This is a genomic window from Stenotrophomonas sp. YJH_SMC_65, assembly GCF_059369475.1.
Genome location: NZ_JCAFSR010000003.1, coordinates 147607 through 169195, shown reverse-complemented (window position 1 = coordinate 169195; position 21589 = coordinate 147607). Strand labels below are relative to the sequence as shown.

Annotated in this window: 21 protein-coding genes and 1 riboswitch; of the genes, 13 read left to right on the top strand and 8 right to left on the bottom strand. The window is 68.6% G+C overall.

What is annotated here, in order from left to right; all coding sequences use genetic code 11:
• Positions 1-220: 220 nt before the first annotated feature.
• Together AC5P7A_RS06815 and AC5P7A_RS06810 are read left to right on the top strand one after the other, a co-directional pair.
• Positions 221-910: a winged helix-turn-helix domain-containing protein gene (locus AC5P7A_RS06815; RefSeq protein WP_014645829.1), complete on the top strand. Its 690-nt coding sequence runs from the start codon at positions 221-223 to the stop codon at positions 908-910.
• Entirely contained in the window at positions 907-2253 is a 1347-nt protein-coding gene (locus AC5P7A_RS06810) for an ATP-binding protein (protein ID WP_069118028.1), read from the top strand. The genes AC5P7A_RS06815 and AC5P7A_RS06810 overlap by 4 nt, the downstream gene beginning before the upstream one ends.
• Here AC5P7A_RS06810 and AC5P7A_RS06805 read toward each other — a convergent pair.
• Positions 2250-3719, bottom strand: coding sequence for a sensor histidine kinase (locus tag AC5P7A_RS06805; protein ID WP_032959213.1), 1470 nt, complete (start codon positions 3717-3719; stop codon positions 2250-2252). The genes AC5P7A_RS06810 and AC5P7A_RS06805 overlap by 4 nt on opposite strands.
• Positions 3716-4435 (bottom strand): response regulator transcription factor, encoded by a 720-nt coding sequence (locus AC5P7A_RS06800; protein ID WP_495219978.1) that lies wholly within the window; start codon positions 4433-4435, stop codon positions 3716-3718. Before AC5P7A_RS06800 ends, AC5P7A_RS06805 begins: the two co-directional genes overlap by 4 nt.
• Before the next feature lie 144 nt (positions 4436-4579).
• On the opposite strand from AC5P7A_RS06800, the gene msrB reads away from it, so the two are divergent.
• The 4 genes from msrB (at position 4580) to AC5P7A_RS06780 (ending at position 9367) form a co-directional block, all read left to right on the top strand.
• Positions 4580-5152: a peptide-methionine (R)-S-oxide reductase MsrB gene (gene msrB, locus AC5P7A_RS06795; RefSeq protein ID WP_495219977.1), complete on the top strand. Its 573-nt coding sequence runs from the start codon at positions 4580-4582 to the stop codon at positions 5150-5152.
• 2 nt (positions 5153-5154) lie between these two features.
• The gene (locus AC5P7A_RS06790; protein ID WP_478409387.1) at positions 5155-6924 is read left to right on the top strand and encodes a cytochrome c biogenesis protein DipZ; all 1770 of its coding nucleotides are present in this window, start codon (positions 5155-5157) and stop codon (positions 6922-6924) included.
• 14 nt (positions 6925-6938) lie between these two features.
• Positions 6939-7676 (top strand): peptide-methionine (S)-S-oxide reductase MsrA, encoded by a 738-nt coding sequence (gene msrA, locus AC5P7A_RS06785; RefSeq protein ID WP_041864052.1) that lies wholly within the window; start codon positions 6939-6941, stop codon positions 7674-7676.
• A 242-nt stretch (positions 7677-7918) separates the two neighbouring features.
• Entirely contained in the window at positions 7919-9367 is a 1449-nt protein-coding gene (locus AC5P7A_RS06780; protein ID WP_495219976.1) for an aminotransferase-like domain-containing protein, read from the top strand.
• Positions 9368-9442: 75 nt separating this feature from the next.
• On the opposite strand, the gene bioD is transcribed toward AC5P7A_RS06780, so the two are convergent.
• Positions 9443-10126 carry a dethiobiotin synthase gene (gene bioD / locus AC5P7A_RS06775; RefSeq protein ID WP_041864050.1) on the bottom strand — a complete coding sequence of 228 codons (684 nt, stop codon included), beginning with the start codon at positions 10124-10126 and terminating at the stop codon, positions 9443-9445.
• Positions 10127-10194: 68 nt separating this feature from the next.
• Here bioD and AC5P7A_RS06770 point away from each other — a divergent pair, with 68 nt between their 5' ends.
• The gene (locus AC5P7A_RS06770) at positions 10195-10677 is read left to right on the top strand and encodes a GAF domain-containing protein (RefSeq protein WP_014645821.1); all 483 of its coding nucleotides are present in this window, start codon (positions 10195-10197) and stop codon (positions 10675-10677) included.
• Complete coding sequence (locus AC5P7A_RS06765; RefSeq protein ID WP_014645820.1) at positions 10674-11036, top strand: TfoX/Sxy family protein; 363 nt, start codon at positions 10674-10676, stop codon at positions 11034-11036. The genes AC5P7A_RS06770 and AC5P7A_RS06765 overlap by 4 nt, the downstream gene beginning before the upstream one ends.
• Positions 11037-11127: 91 nt before the next feature.
• On the opposite strand, the gene AC5P7A_RS06760 is transcribed toward AC5P7A_RS06765, so the two are convergent.
• Positions 11128-11706 carry a histidine phosphatase family protein gene (locus AC5P7A_RS06760; RefSeq protein WP_049441334.1) on the bottom strand — a complete coding sequence of 193 codons (579 nt, stop codon included), beginning with the start codon at positions 11704-11706 and terminating at the stop codon, positions 11128-11130.
• A gap of 142 nt (positions 11707-11848) precedes the next feature.
• Positions 11849-12071, top strand: a riboswitch (cobalamin riboswitch).
• A gap of 115 nt (positions 12072-12186) precedes the next feature.
• Between AC5P7A_RS06760 and btuB the strand changes: the two genes are divergently transcribed.
• A complete protein-coding gene (btuB, locus tag AC5P7A_RS06755) occupies positions 12187-14028 on the top strand; it encodes a TonB-dependent vitamin B12 receptor (protein WP_329768438.1) in 1842 nt (613 codons plus the stop codon).
• Between the two features lie 93 nt (positions 14029-14121).
• Here the strand turns inward: btuB and gph are convergent, their stop codons facing one another.
• The 3 genes from gph to AC5P7A_RS06740 form a co-directional block, all read right to left on the bottom strand.
• Positions 14122-14790, bottom strand: coding sequence for a phosphoglycolate phosphatase (gene gph, locus AC5P7A_RS06750; protein ID WP_049441337.1), 669 nt, complete (start codon positions 14788-14790; stop codon positions 14122-14124).
• Positions 14791-14854: 64 nt separating this feature from the next.
• Positions 14855-15646, bottom strand: coding sequence for a class I SAM-dependent methyltransferase (locus AC5P7A_RS06745; RefSeq protein WP_014645816.1), 792 nt, complete (start codon positions 15644-15646; stop codon positions 14855-14857).
• The gene (locus AC5P7A_RS06740) at positions 15643-16572 is read right to left on the bottom strand and encodes a LysR family transcriptional regulator (protein ID WP_014645815.1); all 930 of its coding nucleotides are present in this window, start codon (positions 16570-16572) and stop codon (positions 15643-15645) included. The genes AC5P7A_RS06745 and AC5P7A_RS06740 overlap by 4 nt, the downstream gene beginning before the upstream one ends.
• Positions 16573-16680: 108 nt before the next feature.
• On the opposite strand from AC5P7A_RS06740, the gene AC5P7A_RS06735 reads away from it, so the two are divergent.
• Entirely contained in the window at positions 16681-17319 is a 639-nt protein-coding gene (locus AC5P7A_RS06735; RefSeq protein ID WP_032959230.1) for an NAD(P)-dependent oxidoreductase, read from the top strand.
• A gap of 91 nt (positions 17320-17410) precedes the next feature.
• Positions 17411-18322, top strand: a complete 912-nt coding sequence (locus tag AC5P7A_RS06730; protein ID WP_075076145.1) for an MBL fold metallo-hydrolase — start codon at positions 17411-17413, stop codon at positions 18320-18322.
• A gap of 256 nt (positions 18323-18578) precedes the next feature.
• On the opposite strand, the gene dinB is transcribed toward AC5P7A_RS06730, so the two are convergent.
• Complete coding sequence (gene dinB / locus AC5P7A_RS06725) at positions 18579-19673, bottom strand: DNA polymerase IV (protein WP_197575056.1); 1095 nt, start codon at positions 19671-19673, stop codon at positions 18579-18581.
• A gap of 191 nt (positions 19674-19864) precedes the next feature.
• On the opposite strand from dinB, the gene fabA reads away from it, so the two are divergent.
• Both fabA and fabB read left to right on the top strand, forming a co-directional pair.
• The gene (fabA, locus tag AC5P7A_RS06720; protein WP_014035851.1) at positions 19865-20380 is read left to right on the top strand and encodes a 3-hydroxyacyl-[acyl-carrier-protein] dehydratase FabA; all 516 of its coding nucleotides are present in this window, start codon (positions 19865-19867) and stop codon (positions 20378-20380) included.
• Positions 20380-21588 carry a beta-ketoacyl-ACP synthase I gene (gene fabB / locus AC5P7A_RS06715; protein ID WP_445978503.1) on the top strand — a complete coding sequence of 403 codons (1209 nt, stop codon included), beginning with the start codon at positions 20380-20382 and terminating at the stop codon, positions 21586-21588. The genes fabA and fabB overlap by 1 nt, the downstream gene beginning before the upstream one ends.
• Position 21589: the final 1 nt, after the last annotated feature.

The following is a 21589-nucleotide window of genomic DNA, read 5'->3' as shown; positions in this document are numbered from 1 at the left end:
CTGTCAGCGATCGTCACCAGCCGTATCACGAAGGTAACGTTTTGTAACAGCAACAGGCTATGCTGGCCGCCAAGTTGTTGCCGGGACTGAGACCCGGCCCGCGCGCCAGCAACCCCGGCTGAATGGCGCCCGCCCCCGAGACCCGGGCGGCCCGAAGGCTGGGATAGCATCGCCGCGCTCGTGCCGTGGCGGTACGTTTGCGCCCACGGAGGCCTTGGAAATGCTGGATATCGTACTGGTCGAAGACGATGCCCGCCTGGGAACGATGGTCAGCGACTACCTGCAACGGCATGGCTACCAGGTGGCCCACGAGCGCAGCGGCGAGCGCGCCGTGGCCCGGATCCTGGCGGAGAAGCCGGCCCTGGTGCTGCTCGATGTGGGCCTGCCCGACCAGGATGGTTTCGAAGTGTGTCGGCAGATCCGGCCCCACTATGACGGCATCATCTGCGTGCTGACCGCCCGTACCGACAACATCGACCAGGTGCTGGGCCTGGAACTGGGGGCCGACGATTACATCGGCAAACCCATCGAACCGCGGGTGCTGCTGGCCCGCCTGCGCGCCCACCTGCGCCGCCACCGCCGGGTCGAACCGCGTGACGGCAGCCTGCGCTTCGGCGAGCTGAGCATCGACCCGTCCACCCGCAACGTGCACCTGCAGGGCAGCCTGCTGGAGCTGACCACCGCCGAGTTCGACCTGCTGTTCCTGCTGGCCAGCAATGCCGGCCAGATCCTGGACCGCGACGCGCTGCTGCGCGGCCTGCGTGGCATCGCCTTCGATGGCCTGGACCGCTCAATCGATGCCCGCATCTCGCGCCTGCGCCGCAAGCTGGGCGACAACCCGGAGCAGCCGGAACGGATCAAGACCGTCCGTGGCCGCGGCTACCTGTTCAGCCGCTCGGCATGGGGATGAAACGCACACCGTCGGCGATGCGCGGCCACGCCTTCCATTTCCTGCGCTACGGCATCGGTTTCCTGGTCGCCCACCTGTTGTTGATCGTGCTGGGCCTGTGGGCCTGGGACGCCCTGCTGGAAGACCGCACCGAAGCCGGCCTGCAGGCCGAGATGCGCGGCACGCACGCGCTGCTGCAGCATCGCTTCGCCGAAACCCCGCGCGAGCAGTGGCCGGCACTGGCGCGCGAACTCGACGCCGATTTCGCCTACGCGCTGCGCATGGTGCCGCTGGCCGAGGCGGTGAAGGCGCTGCCGGCCAGCCAGCGCCCGCCGTTCAACAACGGCCGCGTACAGATCGACCTGGAGCACATGCGCAGCCTGCAGCGGATCGGCGACAGCGACTACGCCGTGATGCTGGGCCCGTTGGACGAGGCGCTGCCGGACGAAGGCTGGCAGGACAGCGAAGTATCCGGTGTGGCGATCCTGCTGCTGATCCTGATGGTGGCGGTGGCACTGCCGATGTACGTGATGGTGTACCGGCTGTGGCGCGACGTCTCGCAGTTGGCCCAGGCGGCCCGCCGCATGCGCGACGGCCAGCTGGACACGCGTGCGCCGCGCGCCGGCACCGCGCTGGTGCGGCCGCTGGCCAACGCCTTCAACCACATGGCCGAGCAGCTGCAGCAGCTGCTGGAAAGCCAGCGCGTGCTGGCCCAGGCGGTCGCGCACGAGGTGCGCACGCCGTTGGCACGGATGCGTTTCGGCCTGGCCGACCTGGAAGACACTGCGCTCGACGATGTGCAGCGCGATGCGCTGGGCGGGCTGCGCACCGACGTCGATCGGCTGCAGCACCTCACCGATGCCGGCGTCGAATACGCCGCACTGGGCCGCTGCCATCAGCTGACCCGCCAGCGCCTGCAGCTGGCGGCGCTGGTGCGCGGCGTGGTGGCCCAGTTCGCACCGTTGCCGATGCCGGTGCAGCAGGCGTTGTCGCCGGTGGGCCTGGTCAACGTCAACCGGCACATGCTGGAACTGGCGCTGCGCAACCTGCTCGGCAATGCGCTGCGTTACGCGCGTCGGCAGATCCGCATCGCCAGCACGGTCAATGACGGCTGGCTGTGCCTGCAGGTGGAGGACGACGGCCCCGGCATCGCACCGGAACTGCGCGGCCAGGTGCTGCAACCCTATGTGCGGCTGGACCCGGGCAGCCCCGGCTTCGGCCTCGGGCTGGCGCTGGTGCAGGTGGTGGCCGACAAGCATGGCGGCCAGGTCGAGGTGACCGATTCGGCGCTGGGCGGCGCCTGCATCCGCCTGCACCTGCCGCTGGAAAACGGCGGTGTCGTGGAGGCCGAGGCAGCCTGCTAGACCGCCGTTTCCGCGCGCGGCAAGGCAAACACGAACAGCGCGCCCCGTTCGCTGTCGCGCAGTTCGATGCGGCGGCCATGCAACTGCACGATGCGCTGCACGATCAACAGGCCCAATCCGCCGTTGTCGCCACGCCGCGCGCCGAGCGCGGCCGGTGCCTGGAACAGCTGGGTACGCAGCGCCGGGGCTACCCCGGGGCCATCATCGGCGACGCAGACCTCCACGCTGTCGGCGGTCGCGCGCAGGCGCACCTCGATCTGGCCACCCTCGGGTGCATGGCGCAGCGCGTTGTCGAGCAGGTTGGTCAGCACCCGCTCGACCAGGCCCAGGTCCGCACGGACCAGCGGCAGGCCGGGCGGAAACGCCGCGTGCAGCTGCTGGCCACGCGCCTGTGCCGCCAGTTCGAACTTCTGCAGCACGTCCTGCAGCAGCTCCGGCAGCGCAAACACTTCCCACTCCAGCCGCACTTCGCCGTGCTCCAGCCGCGCCAGTTCGAACAGCGCGCGCGCCAGCCGGCCGACCTTGGCGCTCTGCGCCAGCGCAATGCCGAGATAGCGGCGGCGCTCATCCGGTGACAGCGTGGCGTCCTTCAACGCCAGCGTTTCCAGGTAGCCGTGCAGCGACGACAACGGCGTGCGCAGGTCGTGCGAGATGTTGGCGACCAGTTCACGGCGCTGCAGATCCTGCTGGCGCAGCTGCTGCCACTGCTCGCCCAGCCGCTGCGCCATCTGCGCGTGCGCATGTTCCAGGATCACCAATTCGTCGCGCTCACCAGCGCGCAGCGGCTCCGGCGGCGGCAGCGGCGTCGGCGCATCGATGTCAAAGGCCTGGATCCGCCGGGTCAGCCGCCGCAACGGACGCGTCACCCAGTAGAACGCGACCAGCCCGGCCAACAGGCCGAGGCTGCCGACCAGCACCACCGACCACAGCGTGGTGTTCCACTGGCTGCCGGCGGCAAGATCGTCGGCGAGCATCTGCCGATGCTCGCCGACCAGCACCACGTACACATAGCCGGCCGGCCGGCCCTGCACGATCAATGGTGCAGCGCTGAACACCTTGCGGCCATCGGCGCTGCGCGGGTCATCGCCGAGGATCGGCAACGGTGCACCGGCCAGCAGGCGACGCAACGGCGCCACATCCACCCGGTTGCGCACCAGATGTCCACTGGGTGCATCGTGACCGAGGATGCGGCCCTGGTCGTCCAGCAGGTAGACCTCGACGCTGGGGTTGACCGCCATCAGCTGGCCGAACAGCGCGCGCACCGCGGCATCGCGCATGCCGCTGGTGTCCATCAGCTCGCTGCGCTGGGCGATATGTTCGGCCAGGCCCAGCGACAGCCGCTGCACGACTTCCTGCTCGTGGCGGGTGTTGGCACGCATCTGCAGTGCCAGCAGCGCCATGCAGCACATCAGCATCAGCGCGGCGGTCACCACCGCCAGCTTCTGCCACAGGTTCGGCTTGATCATGCCGCCGCCCCGGCCGGGTCGACCAGCTTGTAGCCGCGGCCCCACACCGTCAGCAACCGCCGTGGGTTGGCCGGGTCGGGTTCGATCTTGCTGCGCAGGCGGTTGATGTGGGTGTTGACCGTGTGCTCATAGCCATCGTGCTGGTAGCCCCAGACCTGGTTGAGCAGTTCCATGCGTGCGAACACCTGGTCCGGATGACGGGCGAAGAACAGCAGCAGGTCGAACTCGCGCGGGGTCAGTTCCAGCGTGTTGCCTTCCACCGAAGCGGTGCGCGCGACCGGATCGAGCTGCAGCCCACCCAGCTCGATCGCGCCGGCATCGATGCGCGCGCTCTGCGCCATCGCCTCGGCGCGGCGCAGCAGCGCACGTACCCGTGCCACCAGTTCCGGCATCGAAAAGGGTTTTGCCAGGTAATCGTCCGCGCCCAGTTCCAGGCCGACGATGCGCTGCGTTTCACTGCCGCGCGCGCTGATGATGATGATCGGGACATACCGCGCCATCGCGCGCGCGCGCTGGCACACCTGCAGCCCGTCCACGCCGGGCAGCATCACGTCCAGCACCAGCGCATCCCACGGGCCGTCCTGCTCGAGCAGGCGCAGGCCGGCATCGCCGCTGGCGGCATGGGCGACGTCGTAGCCCTCATCACCCAGGTGCATGCGCAGCAGGTCGGCGATGTGGGCATCGTCTTCAACGATCAGCACGCGTTTGGTCGACATCGGCAGCTCGGGGCCAGTGGGGAGGCTGGCTGCATTGTGGCGCGGGACGGCCGCCGATACCTCACGAAAAATTGAATCCTGCGTGAGGATTCGTTGACCCGGGCGGGCGCAGCATGGCCCCGTCGCCCCTTCCCGGAGTCCGCCATGTCCCTCTCCCGCCGCCATCTGCTGGGCCTGGGCGGTGTCGCCACCGCCGCCGGCCTGTTCGGCCTGGGGGCCTGCAGCCGCGCCGCCCCGGCCGCCGCCGAAGCGCACCCGTCGCGACAGTTCGAGGTCATGCACAGTGATGCCGACTGGCGCCAGCGCCTGACCCCAGCGCAGTACGCGGTGCTGCGCCAGCAGGCCACCGAACGGCCCTGGAGCAGCCCGCTCAACAAGGAACACCGGCAGGGCACCTTCGCCTGCGCCGGCTGTGCGCTGCCGCTGTTCTCCTCGTCCACCAAGTTCGAGAGCGGTACCGGCTGGCCCAGCTTCTGGGCGCCGCTGCACAACGCCATCGGCGAAGACCGCGACGTCACCTTCGGGATGCTGCGGGTGGAGGTGCATTGCCGCCGCTGCGGCGGCCATCTCGGCCATGTGTTCAACGATGGGCCACGCCCCACCGGGCTGCGCTACTGCATGAACGGTGCGGCGATGGTGTTCGCTCCCGGCGCCACGGATGGCACTGCCGACGGCTGGCGGGTGCCGGTCGGTTCTTCCCCTGCTTCCGGAGCCTGACGATGCTGCTGTTGCTGCTTGCCTATCTGGGGGGCGCGCTGACCCTGCTCAGTCCCTGCATCCTGCCGGTGCTGCCGTTCGTGTTCGCGCGTGCCGATCGCCCGTTCCTGCGCAGCACGCTGCCGCTGCTGCTGGGCATGGCGCTCACCTTCACCGTGGTCGCCAGCCTGGCCGCGGTGGGCAGCCAATGGGTGGCGCAGGCCAACCAGGTCGGACGTTGGGTCGCCCTGCTGCTGATGGCGTTGTTCGCGGTCGCCCTGCTCTGGCCACGACTGGCCGACCACCTGCTGGCGCCGTTCCAGCGCATGGGTGCCCGCCTGAGTGCGCGCGCCGATGCGGCGGATGCCGCGGGGCACGGCGGCGCGTGGACCTCGCTGCTGATCGGCATCGCCACTGGCCTGCTGTGGGCACCGTGTGCCGGGCCGATCCTCGGTCTGGTGCTGACCGGCGCCGCCCTGCATGGCGCCAGCGTCGGTACCACTGCGCTGCTGCTGGCCTACGCACTGGGTGCGATCACCGCATTGGCGCTGGCGGTGTGGATCGGCGGCCGGGTGTTCCGCGCGATGCAGGCGCGGCTCGGCCTCGGCGATGTACTTCGCAAGGTGCTGGGTGTGGCCGCGCTGCTGGCCGTCGTGGCGATCGGCCTCGGCTGGGATACCGGCCTGCTGACCCGCTTGTCCACGGTCAGCACCGCGCGTATCGAGCAACGCCTGCTGGATGCAGCGCCCGGCGCGCAGCCGGGGGCACCGCCGATGATGATGATGGCCGGCGCCAATGCCGGTGCCGATGCAGCGCTGCCGGTGGAAGGCACGCTGCCCGCGCTGGACGGTGCCACTGGCTGGCTCAACAGCCCGCCGCTGAGTGCACAGCAGCTGCGCGGCAAGGTGGTTCTGGTCGATTTCTGGACCTATTCCTGCATCAACTGCCTTCGCGCGATGCCGTTCGTGCACGAATGGGAGCGGCGCTACCGCGACCACGGCCTGGTGGTGGTCGGCGTGCACACGCCGGAGTTCGCCTTCGAGCGTGACCCACGCAACGTGATGAAAGCGGTGCAGCAGCTGAAGGTCGAGTACCCGGTGGCGCTCGACAACCAGTACACGATCTGGCGCGCCTTCAACAACCGCTACTGGCCGGCGCAGTACTTCGTCGACGCGCAGGGCAACATCCGCGGCCACCAGTTCGGCGAGGGCAACTATGCGCGCTCGGAACAGATGATCCGTCGCCTGCTGACCGAAGCCGGGCAGACCAATCTGCCGCCGCCGGCCGATCCCGCTGCCGCCGGCCTGAAGGGCGTGGCCGTGCAGGCCGACATGGGCAACCTGCGTTCGCCGGAAACCTACCTGGGCCACGCCCGCGCCGAGCAGTTCGCCTCGCCCGGCGGGCAGCGCAGCGACGCCGCGTTCGACTACACGCTGCCGGCCACCCTGGCGTTGAACCAGTGGGGGCTGTCCGGGCGCTGGACCGTCACCGATGAGGCCGCACAGCTGCAGCAGGCCGGCGGCCGCATCGCCTTCCAGTTCCATGCGCGCGACCTGCACCTGGTGCTGGCACCGAGCGAGGACGGCAGGCCGGTGCGCTTCCGCGTCTGGCTGGACGGCAAAGCGCTGCCCGCCACCGATGCCGGCAGTGATGTTGGTGCCGATGGCAGTGGCGTCGTCGACGAGCACCGCCTGTACCAGCTGATCCGCCAGCGCGGCGCAGTTGGCCCGCATCGCTTCGAGATCGAGTTCCTCGATGCGGGCGTGCAGGCCTATGCCTTCACCTTCGGTTGAACCGGGAGGACATGATGAAACTCTCCTTTGAACAGGGCATCGCCGCCGGTGTGGCCGGCCTGGTGGCCACGGCCTTGATTGCCGGTGTGCTGCTGGTTGACCACGGCGCGATTGCGGCGCCGATCGAAGCCAGCGCGCAGATCCAGGCACTGCCGGCCCCCACCGGCGATGCGGCGTTCCGCGATGACGCCCCCCACGCCAGCGTGGTGTTCGCCGGTGGTTGCTTCTGGGGCGTGCAGGGCGTGTTCCAGCACGTCAAGGGCGTGAGCAATGCCGTGTCCGGCTACATCGGTGGCAGTGCGGCCAATGCGCGTTATGAGCGCGTCAGCGGTGGCCAGACCGGGCATGCCGAAGCAGTGAAGATCGACTACGACCCGCGCCAGGTCAGCTACGGGCAGCTGATGCAGGTGTTCTTCTCGGTGGTGCACGACCCGACCCAGCTCAATCGGCAGGGGCCGGACCACGGCAGCCAATACCGCTCGGCGATCTTCAGTGACGACGCACGCCAGCAGGCTGCCAGCCGCGCCTACATCGCCCAGCTCGGCCAGGCCGGCAGCTACCGCGCGCCGATCGTCACCCAGCTGGTCAGCGGCCAGCGCTTCTACCCGGCCGAGAGCTACCACCAGAACTACATGACCAACTACCCGCAGGCGGCCTACATCCGCTACTACGACGCACCGAAGCTGGCCGCGCTGGGCAAGCAGTTCCCGGCGCTGTACCGGCGCGAGGCGGTGCTGGTGCCGATGCGGTAGCCGGCATTCCCCCTTGGGCTGACCGACGCTCGGCGGTGCTCTCTGTAGAGCCGAGCCCACGCTCGGCTGCTGTTGGCGGAAGTGCAGCCGAGCATCGGCTCGGCTCTACACACAGAAAAAGACGCACGGCCATCCAGCCGTGCGTTTGGGAAGTATCGGCCGTGCCCCGATCAGGCCCGGCCGACAACGACATGCTAGGCTCGCCATCATCATGGGTACAGCACCAGATGGTGGGAAATTCGATGGATACAGATGACCAGAGCGCGATGATCCCACCCCGCTACCAACGGCTGTCCGACGAGCTGGCCGAGGCCATCCACGGCGGACGCCTTCCGGTTGGCAGCCGCCTGCCTTCGCTGCGGCAGATGGCCCTGCAGCGCAGGCTCAGCCTGAACACGGTGATTGCCGCCTATCGCCAGCTGGAGGACGCCGGCCTGGTCATTCCGCGGCCCAAAGCCGGCTTCGAGGTGGCGCCGCGCTTGTCGGTGCCAGAGCGTTCGCTGCGTGATACCCCGTCCGCACCCACCGCACCACTGCAGCAGGTGCTGATGGCCCGCGTGCTGGAAGCACAGCGCCGCCCCGGTGTGATCGACCTGGCCTTTGCCGGTCCGCGCGGGCGCCAGTTCTATCCGGGCGCGCAGCTGGCCCGGCATACCGCACAGGTGCTGCGCCACGGCCAGCAGACGGTGGAGACCTACGCGCGCCCCAACGGCTCGCCACGGCTGCTGGCGCAGATCGTGCGGCGTGGCCCGCGCATGGGGCTGCACACCCACAGCGAACGCCTGCTGCTGACCCATGGTGCGATGGAGGGCCTGCAGCTGGCGCTGCGCGCGGTCACCCAGCCCGGTGATGCGGTCGGCATCGAGGCACCGTCCTACTTCAACCTGTATCCGTTGCTGGCCAACCTCGGCCTGCAGGCCATCGAGCTGCCCACCCATCCGCAGCACGGACTGGATGTGGATGCGCTGGACGCGCTGCTGCAGCACACACCGCTGGCCGCGCTGGTGGTGATGCCGACCGTGCACAACCCGCTCGGCTGCACCATGCCGACCGCCGCCAAGCAGCGCCTGGCCGAGCTGGTCAACGCACGGCAGCTGCCGCTGATCGAGGACGCGGTGTACGCCGAGCTGCAGTTCTGCGAACCGCCGGCGCCCCTGCTGAAGGCCTTCGATCGCGACGGCTGGGTGATGGTGGTCGGAGGTTTCTCCAAGACACTGGCGCCGGATTACCGCATCGGCTGGCTGGATGGCGGCCGCTTCGCCGAGCGCATCGCGCTGCTGAAATTCCAGTCCACCGGCGGCGAGCCGCAGCTGCTCGGTGACGCGGTCGCGGCGTATCTGGAAGCGGGCAGCTACGAGCACCACCTGCATCGCATGCGCCGGCTGTACCGCGAACAGGTGGGACGGCTGCGCCAGCTGGTGGCCGAGCACTTCCCGGCCGGCACCCGCGCCACCGAACCGCAGGGCGGATTCCTGCTGTGGCTGGAACTGCCGGGCGTGGATACGCGCGAGCTGTTCGAGCGAGCGCTGCAGGAGGACATCGTGTTCATGCCCGGCCAGGTCTATTCACGTGGCGCGCGATACCGCCACTGCCTGCGGCTGTCGTGCTGCCAGACCCTGGATGCGCGCTTCATTGGCGCGGTGGAACGACTGGGCGCGATCGCGCGGGAGCTGGCGGCCGCAGCAGGGTAGTGCCGGCCGCTGGCCGGCAACATCGGGATCACCGGGTGGATGCGGTTGCCGGCCAGCGGTCGGCACTACCCAGGATCACTCGAGCAGGTGCGCGCTCAGCGCTTCGCCATCCGCACCCGGCAGATGCGGCAGCCGTCCCCAGCACGGCATCGGCAGGCGCTGCTGCAACGTGGCGATGTTCTCATCCTGGCGCTGCATCGCCGGGTCGATGTGGTTGCCGATCCAGCCCAGGCACTGCACGCCGCTGGCCTGCAGCGACTGCGCAGTCAGCCGCGCATGGTTGACGCAGCCCAGCCGCATGCCCACCACCAGCAGCACCGGCAACTGCAGTGCTCGCACCAGGTCCAGCTGGTCCAGCGTGGCCGAGACCGGCGCCAGCCACCCACCGACGCCTTCCACCACCACGATGTCGGCCTGTGCGCGCAGTCGCGCGAACGCAGCCACGATCGGCGCCAGTTCCACCCGCACGCCGTCCTCGGCAGCGGCCAGCTCCGGTGCCAGCGGCTGCCGCAGCGCATACGGGTTCAGATCGGCATAGTCCGGCACCGGCCAGCTGGCTGCCTGCAGCGCCAGCGCGTCTTCGTTGCGCAGGCCCTGCCCCAGGTCTTCGCTGCCGCTGGCCACCGGTTTCATGCCCACCGCGCGCAGGCCGCGCCGGCGCAGCGCCTGCAGCAGCGCGGTGCTGGCCGCGGTCTTGCCGATCTCCGTATCGGTGCCGGTAATGAACAGGGCGGGCGGCAGCGTAGCGGGCAACGGCATCGATGGGCTCCAACAGGGCAACAGAGCGTGCATTATCGCCGGCCCGGCGCGCTTGCTAGACTGCGGGCATGTTCGCCAATGCCTCGCTTACCGGCAGCAAGCCGGAACAATACGCCCAGCTGCTGGAACAGGCCCGTGGCCTGGTCTACGCCGAGTCCGACCGCATCGCCAACGCGGCCAACCTCTCCGCACTGGTCTACCACGCCCTGCCCGACCTGAACTGGGTGGGTTTCTACCTGTACGACGGCACGGAGCTGGTGGTCGGCCCGTTCCAGGGCCTGCCGGCCTGCGTGCGCATCCCGCTGGACAAGGGCGTGTGCGGTGCCGCCGCCAGCCAGCGCGTGACCCAGCGCGTGGACGACGTCGATGCCTTCCCCGGCCATATCGCCTGCGATTCGGCCTCGCGTTCGGAACTGGTGGTGCCGCTGCTGCGCGGCGATGAACTGATCGGCGTGTTCGACATCGACAGCCCGAAGATCGGCCGCTTCGATGCCGATGACCAGGCCGGCCTGGAAGCCATCGCCCGCGTGTTCGTCGAGGCGCTGGGATGAGCGCACCGAAGCTGCGCAACATCGGCCCCAAGAGTGCAGCGTGGCTGCGCCAGGTCGGCCTGCGCAGCCGCGAGGACCTGGTTGCGACCGGCGCAGTCGGCGCCTTCGTCAAGGTCAAGCGCGCCGGCTTCAAGCCCAGCCTGAACCTGCTGTACTCGCTGGAAGGCGCGCTGCTGGACTGCCACTGGCAGGAACTGAGCGAGCCGCAGCGTGAGGCGCTGGTGCAGGATTACGAAGCACGCATCGCCGCGCATCCGCTGAAGGCGGCCGGCCCGGCGTCGGGTCCGGTGCATGAGCAGCGCTTCGATGCCGACGATGACGCGGAAGACAGCGTGACCGAGGATGCGGACGAGGATTGACCGCACCGGTAGTGCCGGCCGCTGGCCGGCAACTGCGTGGTCTTTTCAACATTCCTGAGACTGCCGGCCAGCGGCCGGCACTACCGATGGGTTACGGCTGCTGCAGTTCCAGCAGCTCGCCTGCCAGCCCGGCTTCGCCACGTTCCAGCCGTACCCGCAGGCGCGTGCCGTGGTCGATGCGCAGTGCCCAGCACAGCGACATCGGCAGGCCGCAGACCTGCGACAGCACCATGCGCAGCGGGCCGCCATGGCTGACCACCAGCGTTGGCACCGGGTCGTCATCATCGAGCAGTCGATCCAGCGCGCGCGCGATACGCCGCTCGAAGTGGCCCCAGCTCTCACCGTTGGGCGGTGGGTATGCATGCGGATCGGCATGGAAGGCCGCCAGTGCATCCTCCGGCAGGTCGAACAGCGACTGCCCGTCCCAATCGCCGAAATCCAGCTCTTCCCATTCCTCCTCCGCTTCCACGTCCAGCCCGCGCGGGGTGGCCAGGGCCATCGCCGTGTGCAGCGAGCGCAGCCGCGGCGAACTGATCACCCGTTCCCAGGGCTGCGCAGCGTAGGCGTCGACCAGTTCCTGCGGCAGGCGGGCCAGCTGCGGTGGATCGCTGCGGCCATCGAGGAACTCATCGCGACCGTTGCCGGCATGGCGGACCAGGTCGAGGATCATGCGTGCGTCCTGTACAGGCAACGCGGGAACAGCGGAAAACGGGCGGACATCGGCAACGGCACCACGGGATCGAGGGACCATTCTAAGGGCACAGCAAAGGCAGTCGGGTACGCTCGACGCTACGGGCCGCCTGCGATGCCGTAGACTGCGCGCACTTCCAGGTGACCTGCGGCCACGGCCGGCAGGTTGAAACGGGAAGCCGGTGACGCGTGAATCCACGCCAGGCCGGCGCTGCCCCCGCAACGGTAAGCACGTCAGTTCCAGGCAACAACGCCACTGTGCCGCAGGCATGGGAAGGCGCCTGGACGGTGGCCTCGCGCCACCCGGCGGCAAGCCCGGAGACCGGCCCGGAAGCCTCAGGTCGCGGTGCGGTGGGCATGGCGCTGGATGACCGCAGCCTGCGCTGCGGCGTCGGCGCATGCCTGCCTTCGCGGCTCCTCCCCTTCGCCACGCGGGCGTGCGTGGCACCTGGAGTCCCCCATGAAGCTGCAGTCCCGAATGCTGTCCCTGGCCGTGCTGGCCGCCCTGCCCGCGCTGGCCCAGGCCGCCGATGACACCACCGCGCTCGACCAGATCCTGGTCACCGCCACCCGCACCCCGATCGCCCTGCAGGACAGCATCGCACCAGCCCAGGTGATCGACCGCGCGCAGATCGAATCCAGTCAGGCCACCTCGTTGCAGGAACTGCTGCGCGGCCGCGCCGGCATCAACCTGACCAATGCCGGCGGGCTCGGCAAGCAGAGCTCGCTGTTCCTGCGCGGCACCAACTCGGGCCACACCGTGGTGCTGGTCGATGGCGTGCGCATCAACAGTGCCGACCTCGGCCTGGCCATGTACCAGGACCTGCCGCTGGCGCAGATCGAACGCGTGGAAATCGTGCGCGGCCCGCAGTCCAGCCTGTACGGCGCCGACGCCATCGGTGGCGTGATCCAGATCTTCACCCGCCGCAACCAGGGCGATTTTGCTCCGCACTTCCAGCTCGGTGGTGGCAACAACGGCCTGCGCGAAGCTAGCGGCGGCATCGGAGGTGGCACCGAACGCGGCTGGTTCGGCGCCGACATCGCCTACCAGCATTCCGATGGCGTCGATGCCTGCCGTGGCTCGGCGACGCTGTTCACCGGCTGCTTCGCTGACGAACCCGACCGCGACGGCTACCGCAACCTGTCCAAGAGCCTGCGTGGCGGCTACACCTTCAACGACCAGTGGAATGTGGAAGGCAGTGCGCTGCGCGCCGACGGCAAGAACCACTACGACGGCTATTACAACTACTCGGAAACCCGCCAGCAGGTGCTGGCCGGCAAGGTGCGCTACACCCCGTCCGGGCGCCTGGCGTTCACCGCCAACGTCGGCCGCAGCGACAACGAATCGGACAACTTCGGCGACTTCGGCGCACGCGGCAGCGCGCAGACCCACCGCGACAGCGCCTCGCTGCAGGGTGACTTCACCTTGACCGGAAGCCAGCTGCTGAGCACCGGCGTGGACTGGAGCGAAGACAACCTGGATGGCAGCAGCGCGGGCTACCTCGTCGACAGCCGTCGCAACACCGGCGTGTTCGTGCAGTACCAGGGCCGCTTCGGCCGCCATCAGCTGCAGGCCAGCGCACGCAACGACGACAACCAGCAGTTCGGCAACCACGCCACCGGCAGTCTCGGCTGGGCAATGCAGCTGGACCACGGCCTGCGCGTCAATGCCAGCTACGGCACCGCCTTCAAGGCACCGACCTTCAGCGACCTGTACGACCCGTGGAGCGGCGTGCCGACGTTGAAGCCGGAGAAGTCCAAGAGCGCCAACCTCGGTGTTTCGCAGCAGGGCCAGGGCTGGCATTGGGGCCTGGACGTGTACGAGACCCGCATCGATGACCTGATCACCTACGATGCGTCCACGATGAAAATGCAGCAGGTGGAGAAGGCGCGCATCCGTGGCGCCGAACTGACCGGTGGCGTGCTGCTGGCCGGCTTCGACCTCAACGCGCAGCTGAGCTACACCGACCCGCGCAACCGCACCCATGGCAGCACCCAGTTCGACAACTGGCTGCCGCGCCGTGCACAGCAGACCGCGCGCCTGGACGTCGACCGCCGCTTCGGCGATTTCCGCGCCGGCCTGACCGTGCAGGGTGCGGGCAAGCGCTATGACGATGCCGCCAACGCGGTGAAGGTCGGTGGCTACGGCACGCTGGACCTGCGCGCCGAGTACGCGCTGACGCCGGCGTGGTCGCTGCTGGCACGTGCCGCCAACGTGTTCGACCGCCGCTACGAGACGGTGGCGTGGTTCAACCAGCCCGGCCGCGAATACCAGCTGAGCGTGCGTTACCAGCCGAAATGAAGGCGCGCGCCGGGCATCGCCCGGCGCCGATCTACTGTAGAGCCGAGCCCATGCTCGGCTCACGCAATGAAGCAGCCGAGCGTGGGCTCCGCTCTACACCCGAACGCCCGCGGCCAACCCCGGCAACTCACGCAGGTCGTCAATCACCGCCACCGCCTGTGCGGTGGCCAGGTCCAGGCCACGCGGATAACCGTAACGCACCAGTGCGATCGGCATGCCTGCCTCTTCGGCGGCGCGGTAGTCGGTCAACGAATCACCCACCATCAGGCAGGCATCCACCGCCAGCCCGAAGTGCGCAGCGATGTGCCGCAGCGGCTCACCGCTGGGCTTGCGCTGCGGCAGCGAATCGCCGCCCAGTACCAGCGCGAACGCATCACCAATGCCCAGGTGTTGCAGCAGTGGCGGCACCAGCGCTTCGGGCTTGTTGGTGCAGATCGCCAGCGGAACACCGCGTGCACGCAGCTGCATCAGCGCTTCGGCCACGCCATCGAACAGGCGCGGGCTGCGCAGCAGGCACTCACGGTAGTGCACCATGAACACCGGCATCACTTCGGCCAGGTCGACCTCACGACCCGCGGCGTGCACGGCCTGCTCGACCAGGCGGCGCACACCGTCGCCGATCCAGCCCAGAACCGTGGCTTCCGGCACGCGTGCCATGCCGATGTCTTCCAGCGTGCGGTTCAGTGCTTCGGCGATATCAGCTGCGCTGTCGACCAGCGTGCCATCTAGGTCGAACACGACCAGCGGATAGGGATACGACAAGGGACGGCACCTGCACGACGTGGGGCCGCCCATTGTACGCCGCTGGTTTCTGCGCCGATCCGCCTCAACCGATCCGGCGTGCGCGGGTGGCCAGGAACGTGGGCAGGTAGCGGTCGATCAGGAAGCGCGGCTGCGGCTGCCAGTCTTCCATGAAGCGATCGATGACGAACCCCGCATCCAGCTGCCCGCCGATCAGTTCGGTCAGGCTGTGGCCAAAGGTCAGCGCATCGCCGCGGCCGAGTTTCGCCTCACGTTCTGCGGCGGGCAGGTCTTCCAGGTCCGAATAGGGAATGGCGTACTGCGGCCGGATCAGGCCCTGCGCATCGAGCTGCGGATCGCGCGCGCCGACGAACAGCACCGGGTTGTAGAAGCTGGCCATCAACATGCCGTCGCGCGCCAGCACGCGGCGGCATTCGGTCCACACCGGGCGCACGTCGGGTACGTACAGGTTGGAGATCGGATGGAACACCACGTCGAAGCTGTCGTTGGCGAATACGTGCAGGTCGCGCATGTCGCCCTGCACCGTGCGCAGCTGCAGGCCATCGCGCGCCGCCACGCTGCGGTCCTGTTCCAGCTGCCCGTCGGAGAGATCGAACACGGTGACGTCGGCGCCCGCAGCGGCCAGCACCGGTGCCTGCTGGCCCCCGCCCGAGGCCAGGCACAGGATGCGGCGGCCACGCACATCGCCCAGCCAGTCCAATGGCAGCGCGCGTGGGGTCAGATGCACCTGCCAGCGGCCTTCGCGCGCGGCGGCAATGGTTGAACTTTCCACCGGGCGCGACCATTCGCGCACTTCGCTGGCCTGGCGGTCCCAGGCAGCACGGTTGTGGTCGATCAAGGCCTGTCCATGGTTCATGTGTTCTCCTTGCCCGGTGGGCGCCAATCCAGATCCTGGAAGGCCGGGCTGGCGAAACACTCGGCCAGGTAGTCCAGGAATCGCCGCATGATAGCGGGCTGCTGTCGCCGTGACGCGTACACGGCATGAATGCCGAGTTCGTCCAGGCTGAATTCGGGCAGCAGTTCGATCAGCTCGCCGGTACGCAGCAGCGGCGCCACCTGGTAGGTCGGCAGCATGGCGATACCGGCACCGGCCCGCACCGCCTCCAGCAGCAGCGAGGCCTCGTTGGCGCTGATGTTGCCGCCCACCGCCACCGACAGCGAACGGCCGTCTCGGTGCAGCTGCCACAGGCTCTTGCCGACGTAGTGGTGGGTCAGGCAGTTGTGCGCGGCCAGATGCTCGGGAGCAGTCGGCGTGCCGCGTGCCTGCAGGTAGGACGGCGTCGCGCACAGCACCGAGCGGCAGGTGGCCAGCCGCCGCGCGATCAGGCTGGGATCGATCTGGCGCGCGATGCGCACGGCCAGGTCCACCCGCTCCTCCACCAGGTTCACCGTGCGGTCGACCAGCAGCAGCTCGATGCGTGCCGCCGGATGGCGCGCAACAAAGCCGGCCACCGCCCGCGCCAGGTGGCTCTGCCCGAACGACACGCTGGCAGTCACCCGCAGCGTGCCATGCGGCTCGGGATCATCGCTGGCCAGCTCGCCCTGCAGTTCCTCGCCGATCGCCAGCATCTGCCGGAAGCGCGCCAGTGCCGCCTCGCCGGGCCCGGTCAGACTGACCCGGCGCGTGGTCCGGTGCAGCAGGCGTGCGCCCAGCCAGCCCTCGACCTCAGCCAGGTAGCGGCTGACCATCGCCCGCGACATGTCCAGCACCTCTGCCGCCGCGGTCAGGCTGCCGCGCTCGGCCACCTCGACGAACACGGTCATGGCGGTCAATCGGTCCATATGCTCGATCCATGCAACAAACAAGCACGTTATACGCTGTTTTTCGAGCGACTGCAGCGGCCTAGAGTGGCGCCATTCCCACCCCACAGCGCCCCACGGAGTCCTGCCATGAAGATCGCCCTCGTTGGTTCCACCGGCAACATCGGCCGCCAGATCGCCCGCCACGCGCTGGCCCGCGGCCACGAACTCACTGTCATCGTGCGCAGCGCGCAGGACCTCCCGGCCGAGCTGGCCGGTGCCCATCCGGTGATCGCCTCGCTGGATGACCAGGACGCGCTGGTTGCCGCCATCGCCGGCCACGACGTGCTCGCCAGTGCCTACGGCCCGCGCCCGGGCGATGACATCGGCCGCGTCGGCGAGGTCGCCGCGCAGCTGGCGGCTGCCGCGCGCAAGGCCGGCGTGCCGCGCCTGGTGGTGGTTGGCGGTGCCGGCAGCCTGGAAGTCGCACCCGGCGTGCAGCTGGTCGACACCCCCACCTTCCCGGAGGCCTACAAGCCGTACGCGCTGGCCCACCGCGAGGCGTTCAACCGCCTGCAGGCAGTGGACGACCTGGACTGGACCTTCTTCTCGCCGGCCGCCGAAATCGGCCCGGGTGAAGAGCGCGGCCAGTACCGCGTGCAGCCCAAGGCGTTCCTGGCCGATACCAGCGGCCACAGCCGCATCAGCTACGCCGACTATGGCGCGGCGTTCGTCGCCGAACTGGAAGCGCACGCGTATCCGAAGCAGATCATCACCGCAGCGTATTGATCCACGCACGTCCCATGTAGAGCCAAGCCCGCGCTCGGCTCTACGCGAACATGCAGCCGGGCATTGGCCCGGCTCTACACAAGGAATTCCCATGCGTACCGCTGCCCTGCTGCTTCCCCTTGCCCTGGCCGCCAGCTTCACCAGTGCGCCGCTGCTGGCCGCACCGGCCACCACGGCGCCGGCGGCGGCGACGAAATCCCAGCTGCACCTGCAGACCTTCCATCCCGGCCCGCAGGCAATGTTCTCGGTGTCCTCGGTGCTGATCGAAGGCCGCCACGACGCGATCCTGGTCAATGCGCAGTTTGGTGCCAGCGATGCGCGCAAGCTGGTCGAGCTGATCCGCGCCAGCGGCAAGCAGCTGACCACGATCTACATCAGCCACGGCGATCCGGACTACTACTTCGGCCTGGCCACCCTGCAGGACGCCTTCCCGCAGGCACGCATCGTCGCCACCGCGCAGACCGTCGCCCACATCCAGCAGACCCAGGCCGGCAAGCTGGCCTACTGGGGACCGAAGATGGGTGCCGACGTGCCCGCGCGCATAGTGCTGCCGCAGGTGCTGGATGGCGATGCACTGCAGCTGGAAGGCCAGCGCCTGCCGCTGATCGGCCTGGATGGCCCGACCCCGGACCGCACGGTGCTGTGGGTGCCGTCGCTGCGCGCGATCGTCGGTGGCATTCCGGTGGTAGCCGGCGAGCACGTGTGGATGGCCGACACGCAGACGCCTAAGTCGCACACCGACTGGCTGCAGACCCTGCAGCGGTTGCAGGCACTGAAGCCGAAGGTGGTGGTGCCGGGGCATTACGCGCCGGGTGCCGCACTGGATGCCAGTGCGCTGCGCTTCACTGCGGACTACATCCGCGCGTTCGATGTCGAGACGGCAAAGGCCAAGGACAGTGCGGCGCTGGTGAAAGCAATGCAGTCGCGCTACCCGAAGCTGGACGGCGTGGCATCGCTGGAGCTGAGTGCGAAGGTGGCCAAGGGCGAGATGCAGTGGCCTTAAGGTAAAGGGTTGTTTTGCAGGGCTGCGCCCTGCACCTGCTCAATGCAACGGCAACGGCAACAGCTGGATATCTGTGGGTTGGCGGGGTGGGTCCGATGGCAGGGGACGCCGTGAACCCCTCCATGGGGGCTTGGTCGCGGCATCCATGCCGCTCATGCCCCCGCAACCGGACCCACCTCGCCTTCGACAGATCTCGGCAATCTGCTGGGGTCGGATCCCGTTGCTGCGCAACGGGCTCTGACCCCGCCTTTGCCGATCAGAGGGATGTGGAATCGTTCGGTCCGTGCTCGAACAATTCCCCCTGCACCACGGCCTCCTTTTCGCGGAACCCACCCAGCCCGACGCCGACCAGGCGGTAACGCGTCTCCGCCGGCAGGTCGACGCGGGCGCGCAGGGCCAGTGCGATGTCGCGCAGTTCTTCCATCGATTCCGGCGGGCGCTCCGGGGTGAAACTGCGGGTGAGGATGCGGAACTGCGCGGTCTTCAGCTTCAGCACCACGGTGTGGCCGACGCGTTCAGTCTTGCGCGTGGCATTCCAGGTCTTCTCCGCCAGTTGCACGATCGCCTCGCCCAGGTCTTCCAGCAGCAGGTCCTCGGCAAAGGTGTCCTCCGAGGAGATCGACTGTACCTGCTGGTCCGGTTCCACCGGCCGCTCGTCGATGCCGCGTGCACGGTTGTACAGGCTGCGGCCGAAACTGCCGAACGCCTCTTCCAGGTCGACCAGGGACCACCGCCGCAGGTCGCCGCAGGTGACGATGCCACGCGCGGCAAGTTTGCCTTCCATCACCTTGCCGACGCCTGGCACCCGGTTCACCGGCAGCGGCAGCAGGAACGCGTCCACCCGCTGCGGTGGAATCACGAACTGGCCATCGGGCTTGCGCCAGTCCGAAGCGATCTTGGCCAGGAACTTGTTCGGCGCGATCCCGGCTGAAGCGGTCAGGTTCGTCTCCTCGCGGATCTGCGCACGGATGGTGCGGGCGATGTCGGTGGCCAGTTCGATGCCGCTCTTCGGCTCGGTCACGTCCAGGTAGGCCTCGTCCAGCGACAACGGCTCGACCAGGTCGGTGTGGCGCAGGAAGATCTCGCGTACCTGGCGTGACACCGCCTTGTAACGTGCAAAGTCCGGCGGCACGAAGATCGCGTCCGGACACAGGCGTTCGGCGCGCAGCGCCGGCATCGCCGAACGCACGCCGAACACGCGTGCCTCGTAGGACGCCGCACACACCACCGAGCGCGCGCCGCGCCATGCCACAACCACCGGCTTGCCGCGCAGTGACGGATCGTCGCGCTGCTCCACCGACGCGTAGAACGCGTCCATGTCGACGTGGATGATCTTGCGCAGTCGGGTCATGTCAGGCGGAAAGGGCGGGGGCGTGCCGAACGGGCCACACGCCGAAGTATGGTCGTTGCACATCAACAGGATGCGCGTATTCCATTGAAAACACTACGGTTGCGTACGGTTGAAATGTTTGATCGGCGCAGTTTCCACGGGCATCCTCGAACGCTTGTTTCCCTGTTTCCCCGCTTCCAGGATTGTGCTTCATGACCCGTCTCCACGCGTTCAACCGCGAACAGCTGCTGGCCAGCGCACGCGGTGAACTGTTCGGCACCGCCGCCGGCCGTTTGCCCAACGATCCGATGCTGATGTTCGACCGCATCACCGACATCCACGAGGACGGCGGACCGCACGGCAAGGGCATGGTACGCGCCGAGCTGGATATCCGCCCGGACCTGTGGTTCTTCGGCTGCCACTTCATCGGCGACCCGGTCATGCCCGGCTGCCTGGGCCTGGACGCCATGTGGCAGCTGACCGGCTTCTTCCTGACCTGGCTGGGTGCCCCCGGCAAGGGCCGCGCACTCGGCTGCGGCGAGGTGAAGTTCACCGGCCAGGTACTGCCGGACGCCAAGCTCGTGCGCTACGAGATCGACATCAGCCGTGTCATCAACCGCAAGCTGGTGATGGCCCAGTCGGACGCCCGCATGTACGTGGATGACCGCGAAATCTACAGCGCGCGCGACCTGCGCGTCGGCCTGTTCACTGAAACCGGGAGCTTCTGATGCGTCGCGTCGTCATCACCGGCATGGGCATCACGTCCTGCCTCGGCAATGATCTGGATACCGTTTCGGCCGCGCTGCGCGAAGGGCGCTCGGGCATCACCGCCTTGGCCGACCATGCCGAAGCGGGCCTGCGCAGCCAGGTCGGCGGTCGCGTCGACCTCGATCTGGAGGCGCTGATCGACCGCAAGCAGAAGCGCTTCATGAGCGACGCGGCGGCCTTCGCTTACCTGTCCATGCGCGATGCCATCGCCGATGCCGGGCTCAGCCCCGAGCAGGTCAGCAACCTGCGCACCGGCCTGATCGCCGGTTCCGGCGGCGGCTCCAGCGAATGGCAGATCGGCGCGGTCGACCTGCTGCGCGAGCGTGGCGTGCGCAAGGTCGGCCCGTACATGGTGCCGCGCACAATGTGCTCGACGGTCTCGGCCTGCCTGGCCACGGCCTACCAGATCAAGGGCGTCAGCTACTCGCTGTCGGCCGCCTGCGCGACCTCGGCGCACTGCATCGGCGCTGCCGCGGACATGATCCGCCACGGTGCGCAGGACATCATGTTCGCCGGTGGCGGTGAAGACCTGCACTGGTCGATGAGCGTGATGTTCGATGCGATGGGCGCGCTGTCGACCAGCTTCAACGAAACCCCGGCCAGCGCCTCGCGTCCGTACGACAAGGACCGCGACGGCTTCGTCATCGCCGGTGGCGGCGGCATGCTGGTGCTGGAGGACTACGACCACGCCGTTGCGCGTGGCGCGCACATCCATGCCGAGCTGATCGGCTACGGCGTGACCTCCGATGGCGCCGACATGGTCGCGCCGTCCGGCGAGGGCGCGGTGCGCTGCATGAAGATGGCACTGCAGGGCGTCGATCGCCCGCTGGACTACCTCAACACCCACGGCACCTCGACCCCGCTGGGCGATGTCACCGAGCTCAACGCGATCCGTGAAGTGTTCGGCGATGCGGTACCACCGCTGTCCTCGACCAAGGCGCTGTCCGGCCATTCACTGGGCGCGGCCAGCGTGCACGAGGCGATCTACTGCCTGCTGATGATGCGCGATGGCTTCGTCGCCGGTTCGGCCAACATCGGCGAGCTGGACCCGAAGTTGGAGAGCTTCCCGATCCTGCGCGAGAGCCGCGAGCAGAAGCTGGACACGGTGATGTCCAACAGCTTCGGCTTCGGTGGCACCAACGCTGCGCTGGTGTTCGGGCGGGTGTGAT